The following is a 24,253-nucleotide window of genomic DNA, read 5'->3' as shown; positions in this document are numbered from 1 at the left end:
AGAAAGTCTTATGAAACTCGCGGTATATAGCACAAAGCAGTACGACAAAAAGTATCTGCAACATGTTAACGAGGCTTACGGGTTCGATCTTGAATTTTTCGACTTTCTGCTGACCGAAAAAACCGCTAAAACGGCGCACGGCTGTGAAGGCGTCTGCATCTTCGTGAACGATGACGGTAGTCGTCCGGTACTGGAAGAGCTGAAAAAGCACGGCGTAAAGTATATCGCCCTGCGCTGCGCGGGCTTCAATAACGTCGATCTTGATGCGGCGAAAGAGCTGGGGCTGAAGGTGGTTCGCGTTCCGGCCTACTCCCCGGAAGCGGTCGCGGAACATGCTGTGGGTATGATGATGTCCCTGAACCGTCGTATTCACCGCGCTTATCAGCGTACCCGAGATGCGAACTTCTCGCTGGAAGGACTGACCGGCTTTACCATGTACGGTAAAACCGCAGGCGTGATCGGTACCGGTAAAATCGGCGTGGCCGCCCTGCGTATTCTGAAAGGCTTTGGTATGCGCCTGCTGGCGTTTGACCCGTACCCAAGCGCCGCCGCGCTGGAGCTGGGCGTGGAATATGTCGATCTCCCGACCCTGTTCTCCCAGTCTGACGTGATCTCCCTGCACTGCCCGCTCACACCGGAAAACTACCACCTGTTAAATCAGACCGCGTTTGAGCAGATGAAAGACGGCGTGATGATCATCAACACCAGCCGCGGCGGGTTGATTGACTCTCAGGCGGCAATTGAAGCGCTGAAAACCCAGAAAATTGGCGCGCTGGGGATGGACGTGTATGAGAACGAACGCGATCTGTTCTTTGAAGACAAGTCTAACGACGTCATTCAGGACGACGTGTTCCGTCGCCTGTCAGCCTGCCATAACGTGCTGTTTACCGGGCACCAGGCATTCCTGACCGCAGAGGCGCTGATCAGCATTTCCGAAACCACGCTGGGGAATTTACAGCAGCTGGAAAACGGCGAAGCGTGTCCTAACGAGATAGTCTAAGCCTGGCATGCCGGGTGGCGGTTGCGCCCGGCACATACGCTACGCCCCGTCCGGGGCGTTATCGGTCTGCCAGGTCCGGTTCGGGAAGCGCCACCAGAGCAGGACCGCCGCCAGGGCAATGGCGCTCAGCACACTGAAGGCCGTCGCAAAAGAGTAGTGTCCGGCGATCGTCCCGGTTAAGGCAGGGCTCATCGATGCGCCAACCCCCTGCATCAGCATGACCACGCTCTGCCCGGCATTAACGTGCCCGCTCCCACGCAAAAGCACTACGATAAATGACGGCACCACCACGCCCAGGATCCCGGCGGCAAGACCATCAAGAATTTGTACCGGGATCATCATAAACGGTGCATCGGTAGACGCAGCCAGCGCCGCGCGTACCGGCATGATTAACAGCGCCAGCATGATTAAACGCCAGTAACCATCGCGTTCGATTCTCCTGGAGGCCAGGATAGCCACCGGGATCATCACCGCCTGCGAAATAATCACCGTCGCCGCAGCAAACACGCCGGGATTAACGCTGGCCGGTGTGGCAGCGACCCGCATGCTGAGCATCGGCAACAGGGCCGCATTCGCCAGATGGAACAACAGCAGCGTCAGCCCGGTCACAAACAGGGCTCTGTTTTTCATCAGTACCGCAAAACCCGGCACCGGCTGATGTTCTGACGCGTTCAGGCCGCGCGCCGCCTCGTTGTCAATATCCTTGTTGCGTATCGCCAACAGCGAACAGAGCGTTAACAGCGTTGTACAGGTCATCAGCAGGAAGATGCCCCCAATGCCCCAGTACCACGCAATGCACCCGGCGATCAGTGCCGTGAGGAAATTTCCACCGTGATTGAACGCCTCATTTTTGCCCATCTGCGCGCTAAACCCGCTCTGCCCCGTCAGCCCCAGAGTGATCCCGGTGATAAGTGGCCCCACGAACGCCGCGCAGATCCCGGTGACAATTTGCGAGAGCGCGACAACGCCACTCTGCTGGCTAAACCAGAGCAGCAGCGTACTCAGGGTGATCAGCAAACAGAGCAGCGCCAGAACGGAACGTTTGTTTTTGGTGGTGTCGGTGATGAACCCCGCCGGCAGCGTGGCCAGAAGTCCTGCCAGACCTCCGGCGGTCATCAGTAAGCCGATGTCATCCGGCGTCCAGTGCCGCTGCGTCAGGAAGATACCGAGAAAAGGACCGAGACCGTCACGGACGTCAGCGATAAAAAAACTCGTCAGGCACAACGCCCGCAGTGAACGAAGAGACATACTTCCTGCCTTTTGTCGGGATGGCTGGCTCGGTTAGCGGCGGCCTGAATCTCAAGTTCGCCCGGAAATCAAAACGTTGAGCCGAGTTTATCAGCCAGACGTCAGAGCGAAAACTACGCGATTTGATTACAGGCACGCCGGGTAACGCTGCGCTTACCCGGCCTACCGGATCAGCAGGCCCAGGCAAGCAGCATGTACCCTTAATAAATTACGTGGTTGGTTTTTAGATTTAAATCTGCAATCGCCGCCGGTTTGCCGAGTAAATATCCCTGGACTTCGTCACACTTATTTTTCTTCAGGAACGACAATTGTTCTACGGTTTCGACACCTTCTGCGGTGACCTCCATGGAATAGGCTTTACCCAGATCGATGATCTTCTCGACCACCGACTGGTTCTGTGTCGAATCCCCTAAAGAAAAAATAAAGCTTTTATCGAGCTTTAACCCGTCAAACTGGAACTTCCGCAGATAGCTCAGAGAGGCATAGCCGGTACCGAAATCATCAATCAGAATACGCACCCCCATTTTTTTCAGGGCCATCATGGTCTGCAACGTTTTCTCTGGATTAGAGAGCGTGACATTTTCAGTCACCGTTATTTCCAGCCGGGTAGGCTCAAGCCCGGTTTCATCAAGAATAGCTTTTATTCTTTCGGCGAGATCGCTTGCCTGGAATTCAATGGCTGAAATATTGACTGAAACCGAAAGCCCCGGCAGTTTCTCATGCGTCTCTGTACAGGCCTTACGAATGACCCAGTTGCTGAGGTTGATGATGAGCCCCGTTTCTTCAGCGAGTGGAATAAACTGATCGGGCATCATGTTTCCGCGTTCAGGATGCTGCCAGCGAACCAGGGCTTCTACGGCGTCGATGCGAGAATGTCTGAGGTTATAACGCGGCTGATAAACCAGATAGAGCTGGTCTTCCCGAATTGCAGTCTTTAGCGCTAATTCCAGCTTTCTGCGCTCGGTCAGCTTTTCCGACATATCCTGACGATAATAGACCCATCGGTTTCGACCGGATTGTTTAGCCTGATAAAGCGCAATATCAGCATAGCGTAAAAGGTCGTTTGCACTGGTACTGTCCTGGGGAGCCAGAGCAATGCCCATGCTGACGCCGATGGTCACATCATTGCCATCAATGGTGAACGGGCGGTTGAGTTCTTGCACGATGCGATGACACACCTCTTCTATGTGGTCCAGGTGCCGGGTGTTGTCGAGAAGCAGCATAAATTCGTCCCCGCCCTGTCGTGCGACAAAATCACCGCGACGAACACATTGTTTAAGCCGTGAGGCGACCTCGCCAAGCAGGGCATCGCCCGTTGAGTGGCCGAAAATATCATTCACCGGTTTAAACTTGTCCAAATCAAGGCAAATCATGGCAAAGGGGGAATTGTGGATATCCTCTTTAGCCAACTGTCCTGTGAGGAACTCCTTAATATGATACCGGTTGGGAAGGCCCGTTAATTCGTCATGGCGTGACAGAAATTCAACACGTTTGGTGGCTTCCACTTCCAGAGAAACATCCGATGCCGCCCCCCGTAAAACCACCGTGCCATCAGGCTGAGCAGAGAATTTTGCCAGAAGTGTGCAATACGAAGTCGACCGTTGAGCGTTAGTGTACGGGCAGTTCTTAAATTCAAAGCGCCCCGATAACTCACGCCGCCTGACGCACGTATTTAATAAACCGTTTGTCGAAGGAAAAAGCGCATCCAGCTTGCGTCCCAGCCACTGACTCTCGTCATAGCCCGTGACAGTCGTAAAACGCCCTGATAGCCAGGTGATCGTTAACGATAAATCCGTTTCCCAGAACCAGTCACTGGTTGTTTCACTGACATCCCTGAAGCGTTTTTCACTGGTAATCAGATTTAACCGAGCCTGCTCAAGGAGAAAGATATTTTCGTCATGAATTTTTGCCTTATGCAAAATATGACGCATCAGGATCACCGTCAGCACGAGGGTCAGAAGGACAGACAGAATGAGCAAGGGTAAAAAATAAATGATCAATGCCTGGCCAGGGTTTTCTGTGTCCCAGACAATGTGGACTGGGCCATTCTGGGTACGTAACGTTAATGCTGTCAGACTGTCTGTCTCAGCAAGGGCGTCAGAAGAGACCGCGCGGACGTTTTCGATCCCTGCATCGTGCCCAATCGCAAGCAGTTTCTTAGCCGTTAAGGTGTCGATAAACAACATGGTTGATGGCTTACCGGGCAACGGCTGCACGCTGGTATCATCTCCCGTCGTTATCCATGCCGCAGAAACTATGGCGGGGACGGAATGGATAAGCGTGAGCATGGAGACCGGCAGTCCATTTTTACTGCCCGTCTCACTGAGTAAATGGTCTATGGTGGATTGATCTAACCAGCGTTCCAGCTCTTCGTGCTTCAGTTTCCCGTCAAGCACGCTGTAACGGGTGGTTTCCTCCGGGGACAGCACAAACACGCCTTCGTAGCCAAAGTTATCATACAGAGGCTTGCCCAGATTCTGCTTATCCCATGCCCAGTTCAGGTCAGTTTTTTGATGAAGATGTTTGTAAGCATCTCCCCACTCAGCATTGTCTTTCAAATGGCTGCGCATGTTTTCCTGGCGGGCGTCTAATGCTTGCCTTAACAAAAACTCGTCATGTTTATCGCTGATTTTATTAACATTGTTTTTAATGATCAGCAATGACACTATCGCTGCGATAAAAATACCTATCAACAAGGTAACAATATAGGTAAACGTTCTATTTATCAGTCCTTTAGAATGCTCGCTATCCGTAAAGCCAGGGGTCTTCTGAGGTATGGTCATTCTTCGCCTTCTTAACTGCTATTACGTCATTTTTGTGCTATCCACAGTTATCGGCAAAAAAACACAAATTTTTATAGCGAAGCCTCCTTAAGCAAAACATTGTTTATTTTTTTAACTCAGATCAAATTATTCCGCCTTAACGCGCATAAAAAACCGGACTGTCCGCCCGGTTCTGTTTTCAGCTAATAATGAACAACAGGTCTAAACCCATTATATTCTGTTAAGCAAAATATTAAGCATGCGGCGTAATGGTTCCGCTGCCCCCCATAATAGTTGATCCCCCACGGTCAATACCGAATAAACAGGTTCATTATTTAGCGCCATTTTTTTATAACGCCCTACGCCAACCTTAAGCGTGCCGCTAATATGTGCGGGAGTAAGCTGGCTGACGCTGGCCTCTTTATTATTAGGGACGTATTTTACCCAGGGATGAGCATCGCTTACCCTTTTAGCAAATTCAACTTCATCCACTTCGCGTTTGAGTTTCATTGTAATGGCCGCACTATGGCACCTGATTACACCAACACGAATGCACAGACCATTAACCGGGATGGTGCCTTTTTTCAGGCCAAGGATTTTATTTGTTTCTGCTTCACCCTTCCACTCTTCGCGGCTATTGCCATCTCCCAGGTCGCTATCAATCCAGGGAATGATGCTCCCCATCAGCGGCGCGCCAAAATTCTCAACAGGCAAGTCACTGCTGTTAATCAGTTCGCTGACTTTATTGACCAGAGGAAGCACCGAGCCTGCGTTTTCCAGCTCATCGGGGGTTAAGTTTCGGGTGACAAATGCACTTTGGGCGATCAACTCGCGGACATGCTTTGCACCCGCCCCCGAAGCTGACTGATAGGTCATCACGCTCATCCATTCAATGAGATCGGCCTTGATCAAACCGGCGAGCCCCATCAGGCTTAAGGTGATTGAACAGTTTCCGCCTACAAAAAGTTTACCGCCCTTTTTGATGGAATCATCGATATTTTCACGGTTCACAGGATCCAGGATGATACAGGCTCTTTCGTCCATTCGCAGCGCTGATGCGGCATCGATCCAGTAACCTTCCCAACCATGATCAATTAATGATTGATACATCGATTTTGTATATTCACCGCCCTGGCAGGTAATGATGATATCCATTTCCGCCAGCGCATCCAGGGAATACGCATCTTTAAGTACCGAACGGACACCGTTAATGACAGGCCCAGGCGCTCCAACGGAAGACGTACTAAAAAAACTGGCTGCAATATCATTAAAATCATTTTCTTCGACCATGCGTTGCAGCAATACTGACCCAACCATACCGCGCCAACCAACAATGCCAACCTGCTTCACGGGTTTACCTCAATGACGTTACAAAAGTGTTAAGAGAGGTAAAGTTTATAACCCGTTAAATCCCGCGCGTCATTCTTTATTTTACTCGTTTTTGCAATAATAAGAATGTTTAATAAGGGGTTAGCGAAACTGATGAATATTGGTTTGTGTTCAAGTCAAAAAAAATAGATATCTTTAATTAGGCTGTTTAAAACGATTTTATGCCCCGGGGAAACATAAAGTCATAGTTATCAGCGAAGCCGATGCCCACACCGATGCGCCGTTTGCAACGCCACCTTTCCTCAACGCATAAAAAACCCGCCGGGTGGCGGGTCGGTTAGTCTTTAAAGATCAGAGATTTTTTTTCTTCAACTCTTCAAGCCTGCTGTTATCTTCCTCAGTGAAAATTGTTGCATCATACAACATCTGATTATCAGTACCGTCCACTCTTACGAGTGTCACAGTCAAAACAGCGTCTTTTGGGGCATAAAGTACACCCCATTCAGAATTCTTAGGGGGGGCAATAGCCCATGTGGCTTCTTCATTTGGCTTAAGCCCCTCAGGAATGTCATAGAAAAAATTACTTACCAGCCATGGTACTGAGTATCCCTCGCTTGCCATCACTCCGTGCAGGTACGCTCTGGAGATAACGGTATCAGTATTATTTTTAACAACCAGTCTAATTACGGGTTGTGGCTTACCGTCTTGCTCAGGCTCCATGGTAAATCTGGATGATAAAACCTGGATTTTCATCAACTCTTTTTTAGCCACGTCGGCGTCAGCTTTTTTCTGTTCCAGCGCTTTGATTTCCTGAGTCATCTTTTCTTTTAACTTCATCTCTCTCTCAGCAGTGACTTGCTGTGCGTAAGAGATTATTTCTTCACCCGTCTTACCAGACAGGCTTTCGCGCATCTTTTTGCTTATCTCTTCGTTATCATTATTTGAAGTGGAACGCATCAGGTCAGCCATATTGATGTTACTGAATGCCACAACCTTTAAGGCGCTATCGAATTCCTCCCGTTTATTTTCCGGAAGTGAATCTCTGACTTTGGCTATCGAGGATTTCATTGCAGCATCAGTTGAAGAATCAATTTTGGGTTTATCGCACCCGACGAGTAAGCAAGAAAGTAATAACACACCAACAATTTTCTTCATGTTCCTGTTCCATCAGTAAAAAATTAAGATTAATCCTACCAGAGTTTGACCACACTACAAAATCTACTTGTGCATGTTATTGGAAATTTGTTGCATACCAGACGAAACCCTTAGCTTTAACTGCTTCGCCAGTGCGGAGCAAAATTAGAGGCGTTTTCGAGAAGAGAAACTGGACAAAAAAACCGGGCTTCCGCCCGGTCCTGTTTAAGCCAAAAAATGACGCTACTCGCTCAGCCCGCGATTCTCCAGCATCGGCTCAATCTTCGGATCGTGCCCGCGCCAGTTTCGGTACAGTTCTGCTAAATCCGTGCTGTTCCCGCGCGACAGAATCGCCTCACGGAATTTTTGCCCATTCTCGCGAGTTAAACCGCCCTGCTCGACAAACCACTGATAGCCATCGTCCGCCAGCATCTGCGTCCACAGGTAGGCGTAATAACCTGCCGCATAGCCGCCGCCGAAGATATGCGCGAAGTAGCTGCTGCGATAACGTGGCGGTACGGCGGGCAGATCCAGCCCCTCTTTTTCCAACGCTGCTTTTTCAAATTCCTCTACGCTCGAAACGGCCTCACGAATGCCGTGCCAGTTCATGTCCAGCAGCGCGGCGCTGAGCGTTTCCGTCATGTCATAGCCTTTGTTGAAATGCGTTGCGTTGAGCATGCTTTCGCGCAGCGCGTCCGGCATCGGTTCGCCGGTCTCGTAATGGCGGGCATAGTGGGTAAATACCTGCGGGTGGCTGGCCCAGTGCTCATTGATTTGCGACGGGAACTCAACAAAATCACGCGGGGTATTGGTCCCGGACAGCGTGGCGTAGCGCTGACTGGCAAACAGGCCGTGCAGCGTATGACCAAATTCGTGGAACAGGGTTATTACATCATCCCAGGAGAGCAGCGCGGCGCCTCCGTGGCTGGGTTTTTGATAGTTACACACGTTGTAGATAACTGGACGGGAGGCAAATTCATATGATTGCTCGACGAAATTCCCCATCCACGCTCCGCCCTGTTTGGAATCGCGAGCGAAGAAATCGCCGTAGAACAGCGCCATGCCTTCTCCGGTGTGGTCGAAAATTTCCCACACGCGGACGTCCGGGTGATACACCGGAATATCGAAGCGCTCGACGAAGCGGATGCCAAACAGCTGGCTGGCCGTCCAGAATACGCCATCATGCAGTACGTTATTGAGCGCAAAATACGGCTTAATTTGCGACTCATCCAGGGCATATTTCGCCTGACGCACACGCTCGGCATAAAAGGCCCAGTCCCAGGCCTGCACGGTGAAGCCGCCCTGCTCATCATCAATGACTTTCTGGATATCGGCCTGCTCCTGCACCGCACGGGTGCGCGCCGCAGGGACAATTCCACGCATAAAGGTCAGTGCGGCCTCCGGCGTTTTTGCCATCTGGTCGGCGATGCTCCAGCTCGCAAAGTCGTCAAAGCCCAAAAGCTGCGCCTGGCGCGCACGCAATGCCGTGAGACGAAGGATCAGCTCGCGGGTATCATTTTCATCGCCTTTCTGCGTACGCAGCCAGCCTGCGTTGAACAGATTTTCACGGGTCTGTCGATTGCGAAGCAGTGAAAGCGCAGGTTGTTGGGTGGTGTTCAGGAGGGGGATTAGCCAGCGATCCTTCAGCCCTTTATCGGCGGCGGCCTGAGCAGCCGTGGCGATCTCCTCTGCGCTTAACCCCTCAAGCTGGTGAACATAATCCACCACCAGCCCGCCCGCCTTATCTGCGGCCAGCAGTCGCTGGTTGAACTGGCTGATCAGTGAGGCGACTTGTGTGTTCAGGTCTTTCAGTTCAGCTTTTTCAGCGTCGTTCAGTCGCGCCCCGGCCAGCACGAAGCGCTGGTGCGTCACCTCGACCAGTCGGCGGGACTCAGCATCCAGCGCCTCACGATCCTGCCAGACGCTCTCCACGCGGGAAAATAACGTGTCGTTGAGCCAGATATCATTTGCCAGCGCGGCCAGCTCGGTTGAGAGCTGTTCTTCCAGCTCCTGAAGGCGGGCATTGGTGTGCGCCGACGTCATGGCAAAGAAAATACTGCTGACGCGCGCGAGCATGGCACCGCTTTTCTCCAGCGCCAGTACCGTATTATCGAAATCGGGTGCTGCCGTTTGCGCGACGATGGCGTCAATATCTGCCTGCTTCTGGCGTATGGCCTCATCAAATGCCGGGCGATAGTGGCTGTCGTTGATTTCATCAAAACGCGGGGCCTGATAAGGCAGCAGGCTAATGTCAAAAAAAGGGTTACGGGTTGACATCTTTTACTCCTGATAACGGTTAACTTTCCCAGAGTAGGCCAGGCCGCCATTGACCGCAATGCGGTCATACAAATGATGCCTTAACGCACCCTCTCAGGGCGTGCTATGTTAGTACAACACAAAAAGCGTTGAGGAACAGTGAGATGATTATTTTAGTTACCGGGGCAACGGCAGGTTTTGGTGAATGCATCACGCGTCGCTTCGTCGCCAACGGCCATAAGGTGATTGCCACCGGCCGCCGTCAGGAGCGTCTGCAGGAGCTGAAAGAAGAGCTGGGTGACAATATCCTGACCGCGCAGCTTGATGTGCGCAACCGCGCCGCCATTGAAGAGATGATTGCCAACCTCCCCGCGCAGTGGCGTGCCATTGACGTGCTGGTCAACAACGCCGGTCTGGCGCTGGGTATGGAGCCCGCGCACAAAGCCAGCGTGGAAGACTGGGAAAACATGATCGACACCAACAACAAAGGGCTGGTGTATATGACCCGCGCCGTGCTGCCAGGCATGGTGGAGCGCAATCGCGGCCACATTATCAATATCGGCTCGACCGCCGGAAGCTGGCCGTATGCGGGCGGCAACGTCTATGGTGCGACAAAAGCGTTCGTGCGTCAGTTCAGCCTGAACCTGCGTACCGATCTGCACGGCACCGCCATTCGCGTCACGGATATCGAGCCGGGCCTGGTGGGCGGTACCGAGTTCTCCAACGTGCGTTTCAAAGGCGATGACGCGAAAGCAGATAAAACCTACGAAAATGCCAACGCGCTGACGCCGGAAGATGTCACCGAAGCGGTCTGGTGGGTCGCGACGTTGCCAAACCACGTCAATATCAACACCGTAGAGATGATGCCTGTCAGCCAGAGCTTTGCCGGACTTAACGTCCATCGAGGCTGACTCTGCCCTTCCCGGCCTGCGGGCCGGGTCTGTATCAGGGTATAAAAGAATGGTAGTATGTTCAGGCTAACTCTCTGAGAAATGACAACTCATGGCCGCTGAATCGCAACTCAATCCCACCCAGCCCGTTAACCAGCAAATCTATCGCATATTACGACGTGATATTGTGCATTGCCTGATCCCGCCAGGTACCCCGCTTTCAGAAAAAGAGGTATCCGTGCGTTTTGACGTTTCCCGTCAGCCCGTACGTGAGGCGTTTATCAAGCTTGCTGAAAACGGCCTGATTCAGATCCGCCCGCAGCGCGGCAGCTATGTGAATAAAATATCGCTTTCTCAGGTCCGTAACGGCTGTTTTGTCCGTCAGGCCATTGAGTGCGCGGTGGCCCGGCGTGCGGCCACGCTGATGAATGACAACCAGTGTTACTGGCTGGAGCAAAACCTGCATCAGCAGCGTATTGCCATCGACCGCAAACAGCTTAACGACTTCTTTCAGCTCGATGATGAGTTTCACCAGAAGCTGGCGCAAATTGCCGATTGTCAGCTGGCCTGGGATACCATTGAAAACATTAAAGCCACGATCGACCGTGTGCGGTATATGAGTCTTGACCACGTCTCGCCACCGGAAATGTTGATTCGACAGCATTATGATATTTTCAGCGCGCTGGAAAAACGCGACCCTGACGGTGTGGAAAAAGCGATGACCGTCCATCTGCAGGAGATCAGCGAATCCGTACAGCTTATTCGGCAGGAAAACAGCGAGTGGTTTAGCGAAGATTAAATTCGCCGCACCCTTTCGGCGCGGCGGAGAGATTAGCGTACAACCAGGACCGGAATAGTGGCGTAGCGCAGGATAGATTCCGCATTTGAACCCAGCAGATGCGTGGTGATAGTCGGGTTTTTTGAACCGATAACAATCACGTCATATTCCCCTTCTTTGCTCATCCTGATAATTTCATCGCGCACGTTGCCGAAACGCACCTCACAATGAATGTCCTCCGGGGAGAGATCGAAGAGACGCGTTAACTCCTTCATCTTTTTGCTGGATTCCGCAGTCATATACTCTTCAAACTTCCTGATATCTGCATTGAATCCGCGCAGTAACGAGCGGCTGCTGTTGGGCAGAATGTTGACCAGGGTTATCGATGCACCTTCAGCCTTCGCCAGGTTAGCCGCGTGCCGCACCGCTTTATCGCTTAAATTCATTTCAAACACATCAACAGGCATCAAGATTTTCTTATACATAAGCCTGACTCCTTATTTCCAGGAAACGTTATTTACTGCATCCAGAGTGCCATCAGGAATATAAACCAGACTTAAACGCTCACTGGTTGAAATTATCAATTAAAGAAAATAACTGTCCGCTTTGTAAATTACCGTCGTGAACCGTCATCGCCCTGCCGAAATGAAGAAAAAAGTGTGAGTTTGATCAAAAACAAAAAAAAGACGTCCAGAGAGGCGTATTTATAGTGCCCCGTGGACGGCACAACCTGAAATAGCGCCGTAACGGATGTGTTAGCGAGGAGAAAATACCATGATGACTTACGACCGTAACCGTAATGCAATTACCACCGGCAGCCGCGTAATGATTAACGGCACCGGGCATACCGGGGTAATTAAAGCGATCCACAGCGAGGGACTGGATGCCGCGCAGGTACGTCGCAGCAAAACGGTGGAAGTGGAAGGATGCGAAGGTAAGTTCGAACCGATTGAACTGATTCGCCTGGGTATGCACTAACAGGTGCGACATCATGCCGCCGCGAACGGCGGCATGACTGAATTACAGCTGTGCCGCGTACTGCGCAACTGTGGCTTTCGCGCCATTTTGCAGAAGGGTCTGATACGCCGTCATGACCGCCTCCACAAAGCACGTGTCGTGCGGCAGTTCCTTACCGAAGATGGCTTCAATGCCCAGCAGGGCTTTCACCCGACTTTCCCCTTCCGCGCTCCCGTTGACCGCTGCCTGAATCACCGCCAGCTGAGGATCGCTCACGTCGATGGCGTTCCCCTGTTCATCCACCCCGCCGACATAGCGCATCCAGCCCGCCACACCCAGCGCCAGCAGTGGGAAAGGTTTCTGATGCACCAGATGCCAGCGCACGGAATCGAGCATACGCTGCGGAAGTTTCTGGCTGCCGTCCATCGCGATTTGCCAGGTCCGGTGGCGCAGGGCCGGGTTGCTGTAGCGCGCTATCAGCAGATCGGCATAGTGGCCTAAATCAACCCCTTTTACTTTCAGCGTCGGCGCTTGCTCTTTCAGCATCAGCGCGTGGGCGGCACGACGGTAGTGTTCATCTTCCATACAGTCGTTAATGTGCTGATAACCCGCCAGATAGCCAAGGTAGGCCAGGAAAGAATGGCTGCCGTTGAGCATCCGCAGCTTCATCTCTTCAAACGGAATAACGTCGGCCACCAGCTCCGCCCCCGCCTTTTCCCACTGCGGACGTCCGGCGACAAAGTTATCTTCAATCACCCACTGACGGAACGGCTCGCAGGCCACGCCCGCCGGATCACGTACGCCGGTCAGCTGTTCGATTTTATCCAGCGTTTCCGGCGTCACCGCAGGCACAATACGATCCACCATGGTTGACGGGAAGGTGACGTTGGCCTCAATCCACGCGGCCAGCTCCGCGTCGACCGCGCGGGCATAGGCGCAGGTGACATTGCGCATAACGTGGCCGTTCTCCGGCATGTTGTCACAGGACATAACGCTAAAGGCAGGCACCCCCGCCGCTTTGCGTCGCGCCAGCGCTTCAACCACCACACCCGGCGCAGATTTGGGCTGATGCGGGTTTTGCAGGTCGGCCGCAATCAATGGGTGATCGAGCATCAGTTTGCCCGTGGCCGGTGAGTGGCAGTAGCCTTTTTCGGTGATGGTGAGCGACACAATCGCCACCTGCGGCTCACACATCGCCGCCAGTACGGCCTCCAGCCCGTCAACCTGCGCGTGCAGCGCATTTTTGACCACACCGACGACCCGTGATGTCCACGCGTCCGCCGACATTTCGGCCACGGTATAGAGGTTATCCTGCGCGTTCAGATCGGCAATCTGCTGTTCGCCACCAATCAGGTTCACTTCTGTGTAACCCCAGTCGCTGCCGTGTTCAGCGGCCAGAATATCGGCGTACACCGCCTGGTGTGCACGGTGGAACGCGCCAAACCCTAAATGAACAATGCGTGCCTGGAGGCTGCCGCGATCGTACTGAGGCAGCGTCGCTTTCGCCTGTAATAATCGGTTTTCCATGGTTGAGACTCGTTTAATTAATGAAGCTGAGTTCTGCGACCGCACGTTGGCGCGCGGCCGCGCATGTTGACTACACCAGCCAGAATGGCAGTAACCCCCTGGTGCCTTGCCCACCACCATACGGGTTATGTTCAGCGGAACATTGATTTACATTAACTTTGCGCTAACTGGTGTGATATCAAAATTAAGTTGTGTGACATCTTTCAAAAAGATATATACCAACGTCACACAAGATTACGCGCCGGTTCTGCGCCTGAACGGCCAGCGGGCTCACGGCACAGCCTGTCGTAGGAATACCCCGTCAAATCTTCCACCACACGGCGTGCTTCGGCGGAAACCAGCTGGGGAGAACCGTTTGCTTTCAGGAGGTCCAGTTCATCCACGAAGATCTTGTGCGTACGCTTGTTCAGATGGAACGTTAATGCCTGCCACAACGCCAGGATGAGTAAGCCCGCAGTCCCGATGAACATCAGCATTGCGATGGTATGAATGGCCTCCTCCGGCTGTGTCTGGCTGCCCTTCACAAAGCCGCCATTCTGTAACAGCAGCCCCACAATAAAGGTGGCGATGGCCACGGTCGTTTTGCGGGAGAAGGTCATCACCGCCGCGAACAACCCCTCGCGACGCTGGCGGCTAACCATCTCGTCAATATCGGGGATGAAAGGGAAGACGTTCCATGGCGTAAACTCCAGCACACAGCGACCGACCTGATATAACCCGGCCAGAACAACCAGCGTCGCGACGGTATTAAGTGCCGGAATTTGATACACAGCGAAAAAGCCGCCCAGGCAGAGCATCATCAGCGAGTAGGCAAACACATACAGCTTCGACGGCCCGAATTTAATGATCCCCACTCCCGCAATCAGCGTGACAGGCAGGCCGACGATACTCATCGACAGCAGTGTGCCGGCAAGCGACGAAGAGACATTCAGGCAGTAAACACAGAAGAAGACAAATACGGTGTTGTAGACATCTTTCCCGGTAAACGACAGCAGGTAGATGGCAAGGTGTTTTCTGAAGGCCCGGATTTTCAGCGTTGAACCATACTCTTTAAAGAGACGACCAAAGGCAGCCAGCTTTTGCGTCAGCGTTCGGGGCGCCGTGCTTGTTTCAAGCTCGGCCAGCATTTCCGGGGTTAACTCGCGTTCCCAGCTCACCTTCCACGAGATAAAGACGCAAACCATAAACAGGACGGCAAAAATAACGCCGTTAATCAGATAAGCATGGGCGCTGTTTTCCCCAAAATAGCCAATCAGCAGCCCCGGAATGAACGTCGCAAGGAAGGTACCGGACGCAGAAAGGAACATGCGACAGGTAGAAAGTTTGGTGCGCTGGTTAAAGTCTTTTGTCATTTCCGATGGCAGCGTTTCCCAAGGGATCAATACCATCGCGGCGATAATTTCAAACGCCAGATAGACCGCGAGATAAAAACCGTAGGTCATGCCATCAAGCCACAGTAACGCATAGACCAGCATTAACGGCGCGCCGATCAGCAAAAAGAAGCGTCGACGACCAAATTTTTTACCAAAATAGTTTTTGTAAAAATGATCGGTGAAACTTCCCATAAACAGACTGACAATGGCATCAACAATACGCGCGATGGCGACAATGGAGGCTGCCTCAACCGGCGATAGCCCAACGAATGTCGTATAGAAAAATAACAGCCAGGCGCCGATCACGGTAAATGCACCGCCACCCATAATATCCGTTAGTCCGTAGCCGATACTAACCGGAATGGTAATTTTTTTAGCCGCACGAGACATATTTCATCCCCACTTGATGAAGTGAATTTAAAATTTGAAATAATTCTTAGCGTTGTCGTGGCAAATATTTTTAATCATCCGCGTGAGAATATCGTTATTATCAGGGACTTCTCCCCGCTCCACCCAACCGCCGATCATATTGCATAGAATGCGGCGAAAATAATCGTGACGGGTATAGGAGACCAGGCTACGGGAGTCGGTCAGCATGCCGACAAAATTCATTAACAGCCCCTGATCTGCCAGGCTGTTGAGCTGGTTTTCCATCCCGCGACGGGTGTCGTTAAACCACCAGCCGGAGCCGAATTGCATCGGTGATTTCACTCCCAGTTCTGCACTCTGAAAATTGGCGATCGTCGTCGCGACAATATCGTTGTAGCTGGGGTTGAGGTTATACAGAATGGTTTTCGGCAGCGCGTCTGCAAGGGCCATGGCATCCAGCAGCTGATTAATATTCGCAGCAAGATTGACCTGATCCGTCAGTGAATCAAACCCGATATTTATGCCCAGGGCACGGTACATGCGGGTATTATTATTGCGTATCGCACCGAAGTGTATCTGCATGGCCCAGTCATGCTGTCGGTAATAACGCGCCAGCATGATAAAAATAGCACTGTCAAGAATCGCGCTATCTCGCGCGTTGAGATGTTCACCCTGCCGTTTACGGACAAATATCGATTCCACGATACTTTCATCCGCAGCCTGATAATGGATCTCCACAGGGCCATGATCCGAAATACGGCACCCCATGTCGTGGAACCAGGCAATACGCTCACCGAGCGCAGCAGCAAAATCGCTAAAGGCGTGAATGGACCGCCCCGTCAGCTCCGCTAGTCGATCGGTAAAGTCGGCGAACTGATGCGCATCCGACGTAAAAACGTCATCCGGGCGGAATGTCGGTAATACCTTGACGTTGAATGTTGCGTCATCGCGCAATAACTGATGGTAACGCAGGTCATCCAGCGGGGCATCTGTGGTACAAATGACCTCCACCTTTGAGCGTTTAATCAGTTCGCGGGGCGTAAAATCAGGCTGTTGTAATAAACGATTACAGCGCTCCATTATTTCACGCCAGTTATGGCTGCCCAGCGGTTCATCACAGGAAAAATAGTGATGCAGTTCTAAATGCGTCCAGTGATAGAGCGGATTGCCATAACTGGCGTCGACAGTCTCAGCCCACGCCGCAAATTTTTCTTCCGCGGTGGCGCTGCCCGTAATGTATTTTTCATCTATACCGTTGGCGCGCATAGCGCGCCATTTGTAGTGATCGCCTGCAAGCCAAAGCTCGGTAATGTTCTCCAGCGGTTTATTTTCGAAAATATCCTTCGCAACCAGATGACAGTGATAGTCAATTATCGGCAATTCTTTCGCGACGTCGCGATATAACGCAACGCCCCTGGCGTTGCTAATCATAAAGTTATCATTAATGAAACTCATAGCAGCGCTCCATATTTGCGTGACTCACCAGCCTTATCGTTCAGCGCCTGTGGTTCAGCCGCGTCTTGTGCCGCGCTCAAATCACGGTCGCGCACTTCCGGCATGAAAATGGCTGAAACCAGACCAATCACGGAATAGGCAATCAGCATCGCGACAATCGGCCACCAGGAGCCGGTCATGTTGCAGAAGATCCCCGCCAGCACCGGACCAAAGCCCACCGCCACCAGACCGCCCGCCTCTTTGGAGATGGCCATGCGGGTAAAGCGATTACGCGAGCCAAACATCTCCGCCATGGTGATGTTTTCCAGCGCGAACAGCCCCAGCACCGCGAAGTTATGAATGACAATAATCGAGAGCATAATGACGCCCGGCGCATAGCTTTTATCGACGATAATCGACAGCATCGGGTACGCCAGAATGATGGCGGAAACGTTGAGGAGGATATACGGCAGACGGCGCCCGACTTTGTCCGACAGCCAGCCCAGCAGCGGGATAGAGATAAACCCGAGGATTGAACTTATCATCAGCGCATCGGTGGGGATCGCTTTATCAAACAGCAACGTCTGTACCAGATACCCGGCAAGGAACGTCTGGATCAGACCGGAGTTACCCGCCTGACCAAAACGCAGCCCGGTGGCCAGCCAGAAGGATTTGCTTTTCACCATCGCCCCAAGGGAGGTATCCGGCTTCGCCACCGGTACGGCAGCTTCAGCGTCGTTCACTTTTTCGAAGACCGGGCTCTCTTTCAGGTTCATACGCAGCCAGATGGCAAAGATCATCACGACGACGCTGGCCAGGAACGGCACGCGCCAGCCCCATGCCACCAGTTCTTCACGATCGAGAGCAAAGAACATCACCGCCCAGATCGCCGTGGCACTCAGGGTTCCGCAGTTGGTCCCCATCGCCACCAGCGAGGAGATGATCCCGCGTTTGCCCTTTGGCGCATACTCGGCCAGCATGGTTCCTGCACCGGAGATTTCTGCCCCGGCACCCAGCCCCTGAATAATGCGCAGCGTCACCAGCAGAACCGGCGCAAAAATGCCAATCTGGCCGTAGGTCGGCAACACGCCAATCAGGGTGGTACAGATCCCCATCATGGTGATGGTAATAAACAGCACCTTTTTACGACCGATCCGGTCGCCCATTCTGCCGAAGATAAAGGCGCCGACGATGCGCGCAATATAGCCTGCGCCGTAGGTCCCCATCGCCAGGATCAGCGCCATGGCCGCGGACTGTTCCGGGAAAAAGATCTCATGGAAGACCAGCGCGGCCCCCAGCGAGTAGAGCTGAAAATCCATAATTTGCGGCACTACAAACAGGATGTATGCTGATGTAAGTTGAAAGCAGGCTTAAACCAAAACATTAGCGCAAGATGAATCACTACCCTCCACGGTTTTGAGTTGTTTTGCGCTAATTTTTTGCCCCAACCATGCCCCATTGCCCCATCACACCACCCTGTCATCCTGCATCACGCTGTTGATGAAGAATGTCACCCGCCCCATCACCTCAACCTCTTCCGCAGCCTCCCCCTCTATCGCTTCACCATCATCACAAATCAGCGCCCCGCCCATGACCCTGGCAAACTGAGTCCGTCCGCCGCTGAGGATTAGCAGAACCTGATTCTGTACCAGTCTGGTGCACGGCTCGACAACCGCAAAGCCAATATCTGTCTCAAGCAATCTGCTATCCGCTCCAATGTTACACAGCACAACAGGTGAAAGCTGTTGCTCAACGTAATCCAATGCCGGTGATGGAAAGCCCATTATTGCACCCTCCCCATGTTACGCAGGATCCAGTACCTGTTGTCGCTACCGTCTGTCGTCTTGCCAGCGAAGCCTGGCTGATTGCGCTCTATCCATGCATTGGCATCGGACATGGAAAAGTGCCAGTTGTACTCACGCAGCTTCTCTATGAAGCTATCGGTGCGCAAATACTGGTAACCCTTAGGATTTAGCTGTATTGCCGCAACAAACGCGGTCTTTATGTCTGCTGTGCGTGGCATGATCACCTCACAAATATAACTGTATGTATATACAGTATCGTTTAATATGAGGGTCGATCAAGTGCATGTGTGATGCTACACTTCAGACCTTTCCGAATTCACTGATTTCTATAATGTTAAAGTTATTCGCCAGGTACACATCGATAGGTGTCATTAACACGCTCATTCACTGGGTAGTGTTCGCCATTTGCATCTACGCATTTCATACAGGACAGGCACTTGGCAACTTTGCCGGGTTCGTTGTTGCTGTGTCATTTAGCTTCTTTGCAAATGCCAGGTTCACTTTCAAGTCATCAACCACGACCATGCGCTATATGCTGTATGTCGGGTTTATGGGTTCTCTTAGCGCTGCAGTTGGCTGGGCGGCGGATAAGTCTGGCCTGGCACCTATCATTACCTTAATTCTGTTCTCCGCCATCAGTCTGGTGTGCGGCTTTATCTATTCAAAGTTCATTGTCTTTAGGGATGCGAAATGAAAATTTCTCTGGTCGTTCCGGTGTTTAATGAAGAGGAAGCAATCCCAATCTTCTATAAAACCGTTCGCGAGTTTGAAGGGCTTCAGCAGCATGAAGTAGAGATGGTATTCATCAATGACGGCAGCAAAGATGCGACAGAATCAATTATTAATGCGCTGGCTGTTGCTGACCCGCTTGTGGTTCCGCTGTCATTCACCAGAAATTTCGGTAAAGAGCCAGCGCTCTTTGCTGGACTAGACCATGCCACCGGTGAAGCGGTTATTCCGATTGACGTTGACCTGCAAGACCCAATAGAGGTCATTCCGCATCTGATAGAGAAGTGGCAGGATGGTGCTGACGTGGTTCTGGCGAAGCGTTCTGATCGCTCCACAGATAGCAGACTGAAACGTAAATCAGCCGAATGGTTCTATAAGCTGCACAACAAAATAAGCAACCCGAAGATTGAAGAGAATGTTGGTGATTTCCGCCTGATGTCTCGCGAAGTTGTGGACAATATCAAGCTTCTTCCAGAGCGCAACCTGTTTATGAAAGGAGTTCTTAGTTGGGTTGGTGGCAGAACAGATGTTGTTGAATATGCGAGGGCTGAGCGCATAGCTGGAAGTACAAAGTTCAACGGCTGGAAGTTATGGAACCTGGCGCTTGAGGGAATAACCAGCTTCTCGACATTCCCGCTACGCATGTGGACTTATATCGGCCTTATCGTGGCCGGAATGGCGTTTCTCTATGGTGCATGGATGATTCTGGACACGCTTGCTTTTGGTAACCCTGTGCGTGGATATCCTTCGCTCCTGGTATCAATCCTGTTCCTTGGTGGCGTTCAACTGATTGGGATCGGGGTTCTTGGTGAATATATCGGAAGGATTTATACAGAGGTGAAGCAAAGACCTAAGTATATTTTGAAGGCAAGGAGAAGAAGTGAAAAGGTTTAACACAGCGGGATATGCATTTCTGGTTTACGCTATTGTTATACTGGCGTTAATAATATTCTCAGGTAGAGCATCTCATGTTTTTATAGAGCATGATGACTGGATATTTATGTCAAACCCACCATCATGGTACGGTACATACGGAAGCCCTTGGGCAAAAACCCTATCTGAAGGTAGGTGGATTAACTTCTTGTACTCTTTTGTGCAGAAAGAACTTGATTATAGAGTGATATACTATATTCAGGTTTCATTGTACGCTATCTTGTGTTGGGTGTTCTCATACAAAACGATCGCCAACAATATTGCAAGGATTGCATTTTCTACCTCATTATTCTTGTGCATGCCAATCATTGAAATAATGGGATGGCCTGCCACTCAGACACCTTTTATTCTTATAACGATAGCATTCATTTATTCGTTTGAAGTAAAAAACATATACCTTAGAACATTTTTAGGGTATATCCTTGGGATAATGGCAATACTGACATACCCTGTTGCTATAGCCATTATGTGCATATATATGTCCATAAAGGCATCATGCGATGTTAAATGCAACACGTCAAAAACTATAAAGTGGTTCTTATTCATAGGAGTATTTTATTTCCTGACCTACCTATCAGGTGTTTTAATAATTTATACATTAAACAGTAACTTCCATGGTGTTTTTGGGGTTGTGATAGAAGCATGGAGGAATCCAAAGCCTGTACATGATTACGCCTCGCTGATGGATAACATAAGAAGTACATCACTGTATTTCTTGGATCTTGTTGAGTACTACGGGTTTCTTCTCGTTCTTCTTCTTATCTCAGTCGCTGTAGTTTTAACCACTTCATTTAGATATGCATTAGTTTTTATGTGCCCTATTGTTCTGTCAATGACAATAGATATATTAATACATGTTTATTCTGGTGTTGATGTTCCCGCAAGAAGCACTGCATGGCTCTGGTTTGGGTTTGCTTCCATCCTGATTTTACTTTTAAACAGTAACACCTCTGGCTTCAAAAAGTTTCTTGTTGCCGTGTCTCTTGCATCATTAATATATATGGGAATGTCATACTGGTTCGATATATACAAACCAAGATATATAACAGAGGTTACTGAAAATAGCCTATACAAAGAGATATCAACATACGGCGATACGTCTTTTTACTTATGCACAAAGTCAATGTCTATAGACGGCATGCCTAAGCGTGGCGTACATGCATTCATGTTATCAATGTACAAAAAACACAACATTACAACCAGACTTATTCCATGGGATATTTGCGTTAAGCAGGCAAATTATGGAAATGGGTTTATCAGAAAAGATTCACTTGGTAGACCGTACATATTCCTGAATAAGCCATAAGTATAGCCCTCCATAATGGAGGGCTTTTTTGTTACTGTAGCTTTCTTCGCATCCCTTCAAGAAGAATATTCTGCCAGTCAGCATATGAAAGACCATAGTATTGACCGAAGTTCTCTGAATCAGGGTCATCAGCATCACTATGGCCTACCAGCATACCCATTAGGTCAAAGTCATCTTCTTCCTTAAGCCTGCTAATCCATTCTTTAGTGATAACAATGCCATAATGAACCTTACCAGTATCATTCAGAACATAGCGCTTTATAGGGGTTTCTATGGCAAGCTGAATAAGGCTTTCAGGAATATCCCTGATGTCTGATTTTAACCTTTCATCGGAGCTAACATTGGGGTTTGTGGTGAGATATGCGGTTATATATCTGAGGCCGGCATCTCCTAGATTTGATACTCCTGATTGTGTAGGTCTTATCGTTGGTGCCTGCAGACCATCACTTCCTGCATAGACTTCAAACGGAGCTCCAGAACCAACTGCTAACTGAAGGCTCCTATTAGCGTATGCTCTAAGGGTGTTGGTGTCTCTTTGCTGGATAAATCCTGTGTTTACTCCATTCCCCCAGAAATCTATTAATTTTGTAATAGACCCAAGTTCAGTACTAACCCTTAATACATCCTGTCCGTCTATTCTGCTGTAAAGTTGATTAGTTAAACGCTCAGCCCCTATGATTAACGTAGAATTCTGAGATGCGCTTGTATCATATTGCGGATCTCCAATCATAGTTCCTGAAGATTGTCTAAAACCTACAAATCTGTTGTTTTTAGCATTTGAAACAAGCCACGCCCTAATCTGATTAGTTAATCCTGCCCGTCCATCTGTACAAGCATTAAAAGAGGTATCGCTAGCTACCAATATGCAGTTTACCATTGTGTTATTCCAGGCATTTGGCTGAATGAAGAACCCAACCCCACCATTTGGAATCCCATCAAATGTCGTTCCGTTGCTAGCCGTATAATCCTTTTTGCTAGGCGAGTCAGCCTGGCACATGTTTAAGTTATTGTTGGATGCATTGATAAGGAACGCAACCCGCATTTCTATACCAGCAGTTCCTGTGTCGTAACCGTTATTGTAGTAACCAGACCAGCAGTGAATCTTGTCAAAGAGATTTGAACCGCCACCGATATATACACCTACAGGGCACCACAATATAGCTCCATTAGAATAATGCCCATCACCTGCTGTTACGTTAAGTCCTGAGACAGCTGCCTGATACGTTTCTCCTGACTGCCTAGGAACTGCTGACAGTGTCAGCCTAAAATTGCTGAGGAAGAACTCATACCCTGGTGGAGCCACGCTAAAGCACTCTAGAGCAGTGTTTACAACGATAATACTATCCCATATTGCACCGTAAGCATTTGAGATATATACGCCTTTACACTTCTGGTTGTTTCCATCAAGTGTTATGTTTTGTGCTCTTCCCCAGTACCTGTTTGAATCTGTTGAAATCATTGGCTTACTCGCCCAATCAACAGCGGTTGATGCTCTTAGCGTAATGTTTCTTAGGTTGACTCCACCTCTAATAGTGATGGTGTTTGATATCAGCGCAATACCTGACCCACCATCCAAAACATACGTGCTGTATTCGCGGTTTGCTCGTGGAATTTGAGTGTCGTTAATGAATGCATTGTACGGAATTGCATTGATGGCAGCCTGTATAGCTGCTGTGTCATCAGTCACACCATCGAGTTTCGCGCCAAAATCCTTAAGGCTAACCACCTGTAGGTTAACGCTTTGCTGATTTCTCGATGATCCATTCCAACGAGTGTTTTTATATCCAAGAAGTGACGCCCCTTTTCCATTTTCTGTGCTAGACAGATTAGAGTTAATAGCATCAATATTGCTTTGAAGGCTGGATTGTACGTTTGCAAGCTCAGTGTCGCTTGCGGCACCACCGACAAGATTAACGCCGTTTGGCTCTGCCAGTTGATTAAGTACATCCTGTGCTGACCCGCTCGCAGGCGCAACTACTTGAATATTTCCTGTTGAATCGAAACTTATGACTTTGTTAGCGCGTTGAGCGGCAACCGGTAAAGGAGAAAGGTTAACGTCTGTTGATCTTACCGTTTTACTAACTGCATTGGATGCAATAGTTGCGCTATCTTGAGCTGATGCCGCGCTTGCCGCTGCGGCTAATTGTGATGCCGATGCTGACTGGGAGCTACTTGCTGCGCTATTGGCTGAGCTTAATGCGGAACTGGAACTTTGCGATGCTGAAAGCGAGGATTGAGACGCTTCCTGAGATGCTGTTTGAGCTGATGCTGAAGCAGCAATTGCTACTTCAGACGCCTCTTTTGCTTCGCTTGCATAATCAGGAGATTTTCTTGCCTCCTCAGTGTAGTTTTTGCACTGAGCCGCTGCCACTTCAGCTATTGATGCATACTTTTTTGCATCATTAGTGTTTGATATGCTCATT

At 50.4% G+C, this 24,253-nt stretch carries 19 protein-coding genes and 1 pseudogene; 7 read left to right on the top strand and 13 right to left on the bottom strand.

Annotated elements, in window-relative coordinates:
• Window positions 1–10 precede the first annotated feature (10 nt).
• Entirely contained in the window at window positions 11–1,000 is a 990-nt protein-coding gene (locus ACQG19_RS11710; protein WP_013096773.1) for a 2-hydroxyacid dehydrogenase, read from the top strand.
• Between the two features lie 39 nt (window positions 1,001–1,039).
• On the opposite strand, the gene ACQG19_RS11705 is transcribed toward ACQG19_RS11710, so the two are convergent.
• The 5 genes from ACQG19_RS11705 to dcp all read right to left on the bottom strand — a co-directional run bounded on the left by ACQG19_RS11705 (window position 1,040) and on the right by dcp (window position 9,750).
• Window positions 1,040–2,248 (bottom strand): MFS transporter, encoded by a 1,209-nt coding sequence (locus ACQG19_RS11705; RefSeq protein WP_161669801.1) that lies wholly within the window; start codon window positions 2,246–2,248, stop codon window positions 1,040–1,042.
• 200 nt (window positions 2,249–2,448) lie between these two features.
• Window positions 2,449–5,031 (bottom strand): bifunctional diguanylate cyclase/phosphodiesterase, encoded by a 2,583-nt coding sequence (locus ACQG19_RS11700; RefSeq protein ID WP_426725914.1) that lies wholly within the window; start codon window positions 5,029–5,031, stop codon window positions 2,449–2,451.
• A 210-nt stretch (window positions 5,032–5,241) separates the two neighbouring features.
• Entirely contained in the window at window positions 5,242–6,360 is a 1,119-nt protein-coding gene (asd, locus tag ACQG19_RS11695) for an aspartate-semialdehyde dehydrogenase (RefSeq protein WP_058650370.1), read from the bottom strand.
• Window positions 6,361–6,690: 330 nt separating this feature from the next.
• Window positions 6,691–7,494: a DUF6694 family lipoprotein gene (locus ACQG19_RS11690; protein WP_058679416.1), complete on the bottom strand. Its 804-nt coding sequence runs from the start codon at window positions 7,492–7,494 to the stop codon at window positions 6,691–6,693.
• A 222-nt stretch (window positions 7,495–7,716) separates the two neighbouring features.
• A complete protein-coding gene (gene dcp, locus ACQG19_RS11685; RefSeq protein WP_246931885.1) occupies window positions 7,717–9,750 on the bottom strand; it encodes a peptidyl-dipeptidase Dcp in 2,034 nt (677 codons plus the stop codon).
• A 143-nt stretch (window positions 9,751–9,893) separates the two neighbouring features.
• Here dcp and ydfG point away from each other — a divergent pair, with 143 nt between their 5' ends.
• On the top strand, window positions 9,894–10,640 hold the full coding sequence (gene ydfG, locus ACQG19_RS11680; RefSeq protein ID WP_020688209.1) for a bifunctional NADP-dependent 3-hydroxy acid dehydrogenase/3-hydroxypropionate dehydrogenase YdfG: 747 nt from the start codon (window positions 9,894–9,896) through the stop codon (window positions 10,638–10,640).
• Window positions 10,641–10,731: 91 nt separating this feature from the next.
• Window positions 10,732–11,418: a GntR family transcriptional regulator gene (locus tag ACQG19_RS11675; protein ID WP_246931886.1), complete on the top strand. Its 687-nt coding sequence runs from the start codon at window positions 10,732–10,734 to the stop codon at window positions 11,416–11,418.
• Between the two features lie 32 nt (window positions 11,419–11,450).
• Here ACQG19_RS11675 and ACQG19_RS11670 read toward each other — a convergent pair whose 3' ends face one another.
• The gene (locus ACQG19_RS11670; protein ID WP_038419309.1) at window positions 11,451–11,882 is read right to left on the bottom strand and encodes a universal stress protein; all 432 of its coding nucleotides are present in this window, start codon (window positions 11,880–11,882) and stop codon (window positions 11,451–11,453) included.
• 289 nt (window positions 11,883–12,171) lie between these two features.
• On the opposite strand from ACQG19_RS11670, the gene ydfZ reads away from it, so the two are divergent.
• Window positions 12,172–12,375, top strand: a complete 204-nt coding sequence (ydfZ, locus tag ACQG19_RS11665; protein ID WP_013096785.1) for a putative selenium delivery protein YdfZ — start codon at window positions 12,172–12,174, stop codon at window positions 12,373–12,375.
• Window positions 12,376–12,417: 42 nt separating this feature from the next.
• Here the strand turns inward: ydfZ and ACQG19_RS11660 are convergent, their stop codons facing one another.
• From ACQG19_RS11660 to ACQG19_RS11635, 6 genes and pseudogenes are all read right to left on the bottom strand, one after another.
• Window positions 12,418–13,881, bottom strand: coding sequence for a mannitol dehydrogenase family protein (locus ACQG19_RS11660; protein WP_246931888.1), 1,464 nt, complete (start codon window positions 13,879–13,881; stop codon window positions 12,418–12,420).
• Between the two features lie 224 nt (window positions 13,882–14,105).
• Window positions 14,106–15,644 carry an MFS transporter gene (locus ACQG19_RS11655; RefSeq protein WP_246931890.1) on the bottom strand — a complete coding sequence of 513 codons (1,539 nt, stop codon included), beginning with the start codon at window positions 15,642–15,644 and terminating at the stop codon, window positions 14,106–14,108.
• A gap of 27 nt (window positions 15,645–15,671) precedes the next feature.
• Window positions 15,672–17,078 (bottom strand): glucuronate isomerase, encoded by a 1,407-nt coding sequence (gene uxaC / locus ACQG19_RS11650; RefSeq protein WP_058650374.1) that lies wholly within the window; start codon window positions 17,076–17,078, stop codon window positions 15,672–15,674.
• Window positions 17,075–18,382: pseudogene (locus tag ACQG19_RS11645) on the bottom strand (MFS transporter); the annotation flags it as partial. The gene uxaC and the pseudogene ACQG19_RS11645, both read right to left, overlap by 4 nt.
• Before the next feature lie 141 nt (window positions 18,383–18,523).
• On the bottom strand, window positions 18,524–18,841 hold the full coding sequence (locus ACQG19_RS11640) for a hypothetical protein (protein ID WP_426725913.1): 318 nt from the start codon (window positions 18,839–18,841) through the stop codon (window positions 18,524–18,526).
• Window positions 18,841–19,080 carry a hypothetical protein gene (locus ACQG19_RS11635; protein ID WP_426725912.1) on the bottom strand — a complete coding sequence of 80 codons (240 nt, stop codon included), beginning with the start codon at window positions 19,078–19,080 and terminating at the stop codon, window positions 18,841–18,843. Before ACQG19_RS11635 ends, ACQG19_RS11640 begins: the two co-directional genes overlap by 1 nt.
• A 113-nt stretch (window positions 19,081–19,193) precedes the next feature.
• Here ACQG19_RS11635 and ACQG19_RS11630 point away from each other — a divergent pair, with 113 nt between their 5' ends.
• Genes ACQG19_RS11630 through ACQG19_RS11620 form a run of 3 tightly spaced genes read left to right on the top strand, consistent with a single transcriptional unit; the run spans window position 19,194 to window position 21,830 of the window.
• A complete protein-coding gene (locus ACQG19_RS11630) occupies window positions 19,194–19,556 on the top strand; it encodes a GtrA family protein (protein WP_426725911.1) in 363 nt (120 codons plus the stop codon).
• Window positions 19,553–20,485: a glycosyltransferase family 2 protein gene (locus ACQG19_RS11625; RefSeq protein ID WP_426725910.1), complete on the top strand. Its 933-nt coding sequence runs from the start codon at window positions 19,553–19,555 to the stop codon at window positions 20,483–20,485. The genes ACQG19_RS11630 and ACQG19_RS11625 overlap by 4 nt, the downstream gene beginning before the upstream one ends.
• On the top strand, window positions 20,472–21,830 hold the full coding sequence (locus ACQG19_RS11620; RefSeq protein WP_426725909.1) for a hypothetical protein: 1,359 nt from the start codon (window positions 20,472–20,474) through the stop codon (window positions 21,828–21,830). The genes ACQG19_RS11625 and ACQG19_RS11620 overlap by 14 nt, the downstream gene beginning before the upstream one ends.
• A 31-nt stretch (window positions 21,831–21,861) precedes the next feature.
• Here ACQG19_RS11620 and ACQG19_RS11615 read toward each other — a convergent pair whose 3' ends face one another.
• Complete coding sequence (locus ACQG19_RS11615) at window positions 21,862–24,252, bottom strand: glycosyl hydrolase family 28-related protein (RefSeq protein ID WP_426725908.1); 2,391 nt, start codon at window positions 24,250–24,252, stop codon at window positions 21,862–21,864.
• Between the last annotated feature and the right edge of the window lies 1 nt (window position 24,253).

The organism is Enterobacter cloacae complex sp. 277I4 (assembly GCF_050031465.1).
GTDB classification, from domain to species: Bacteria; Pseudomonadota; Gammaproteobacteria; order Enterobacterales; family Enterobacteriaceae; genus Enterobacter; species Enterobacter cloacae.
Note: the sequence above shows the minus strand (reverse complement) of the source record. Positions and strands in the feature narration are given on the sequence as shown.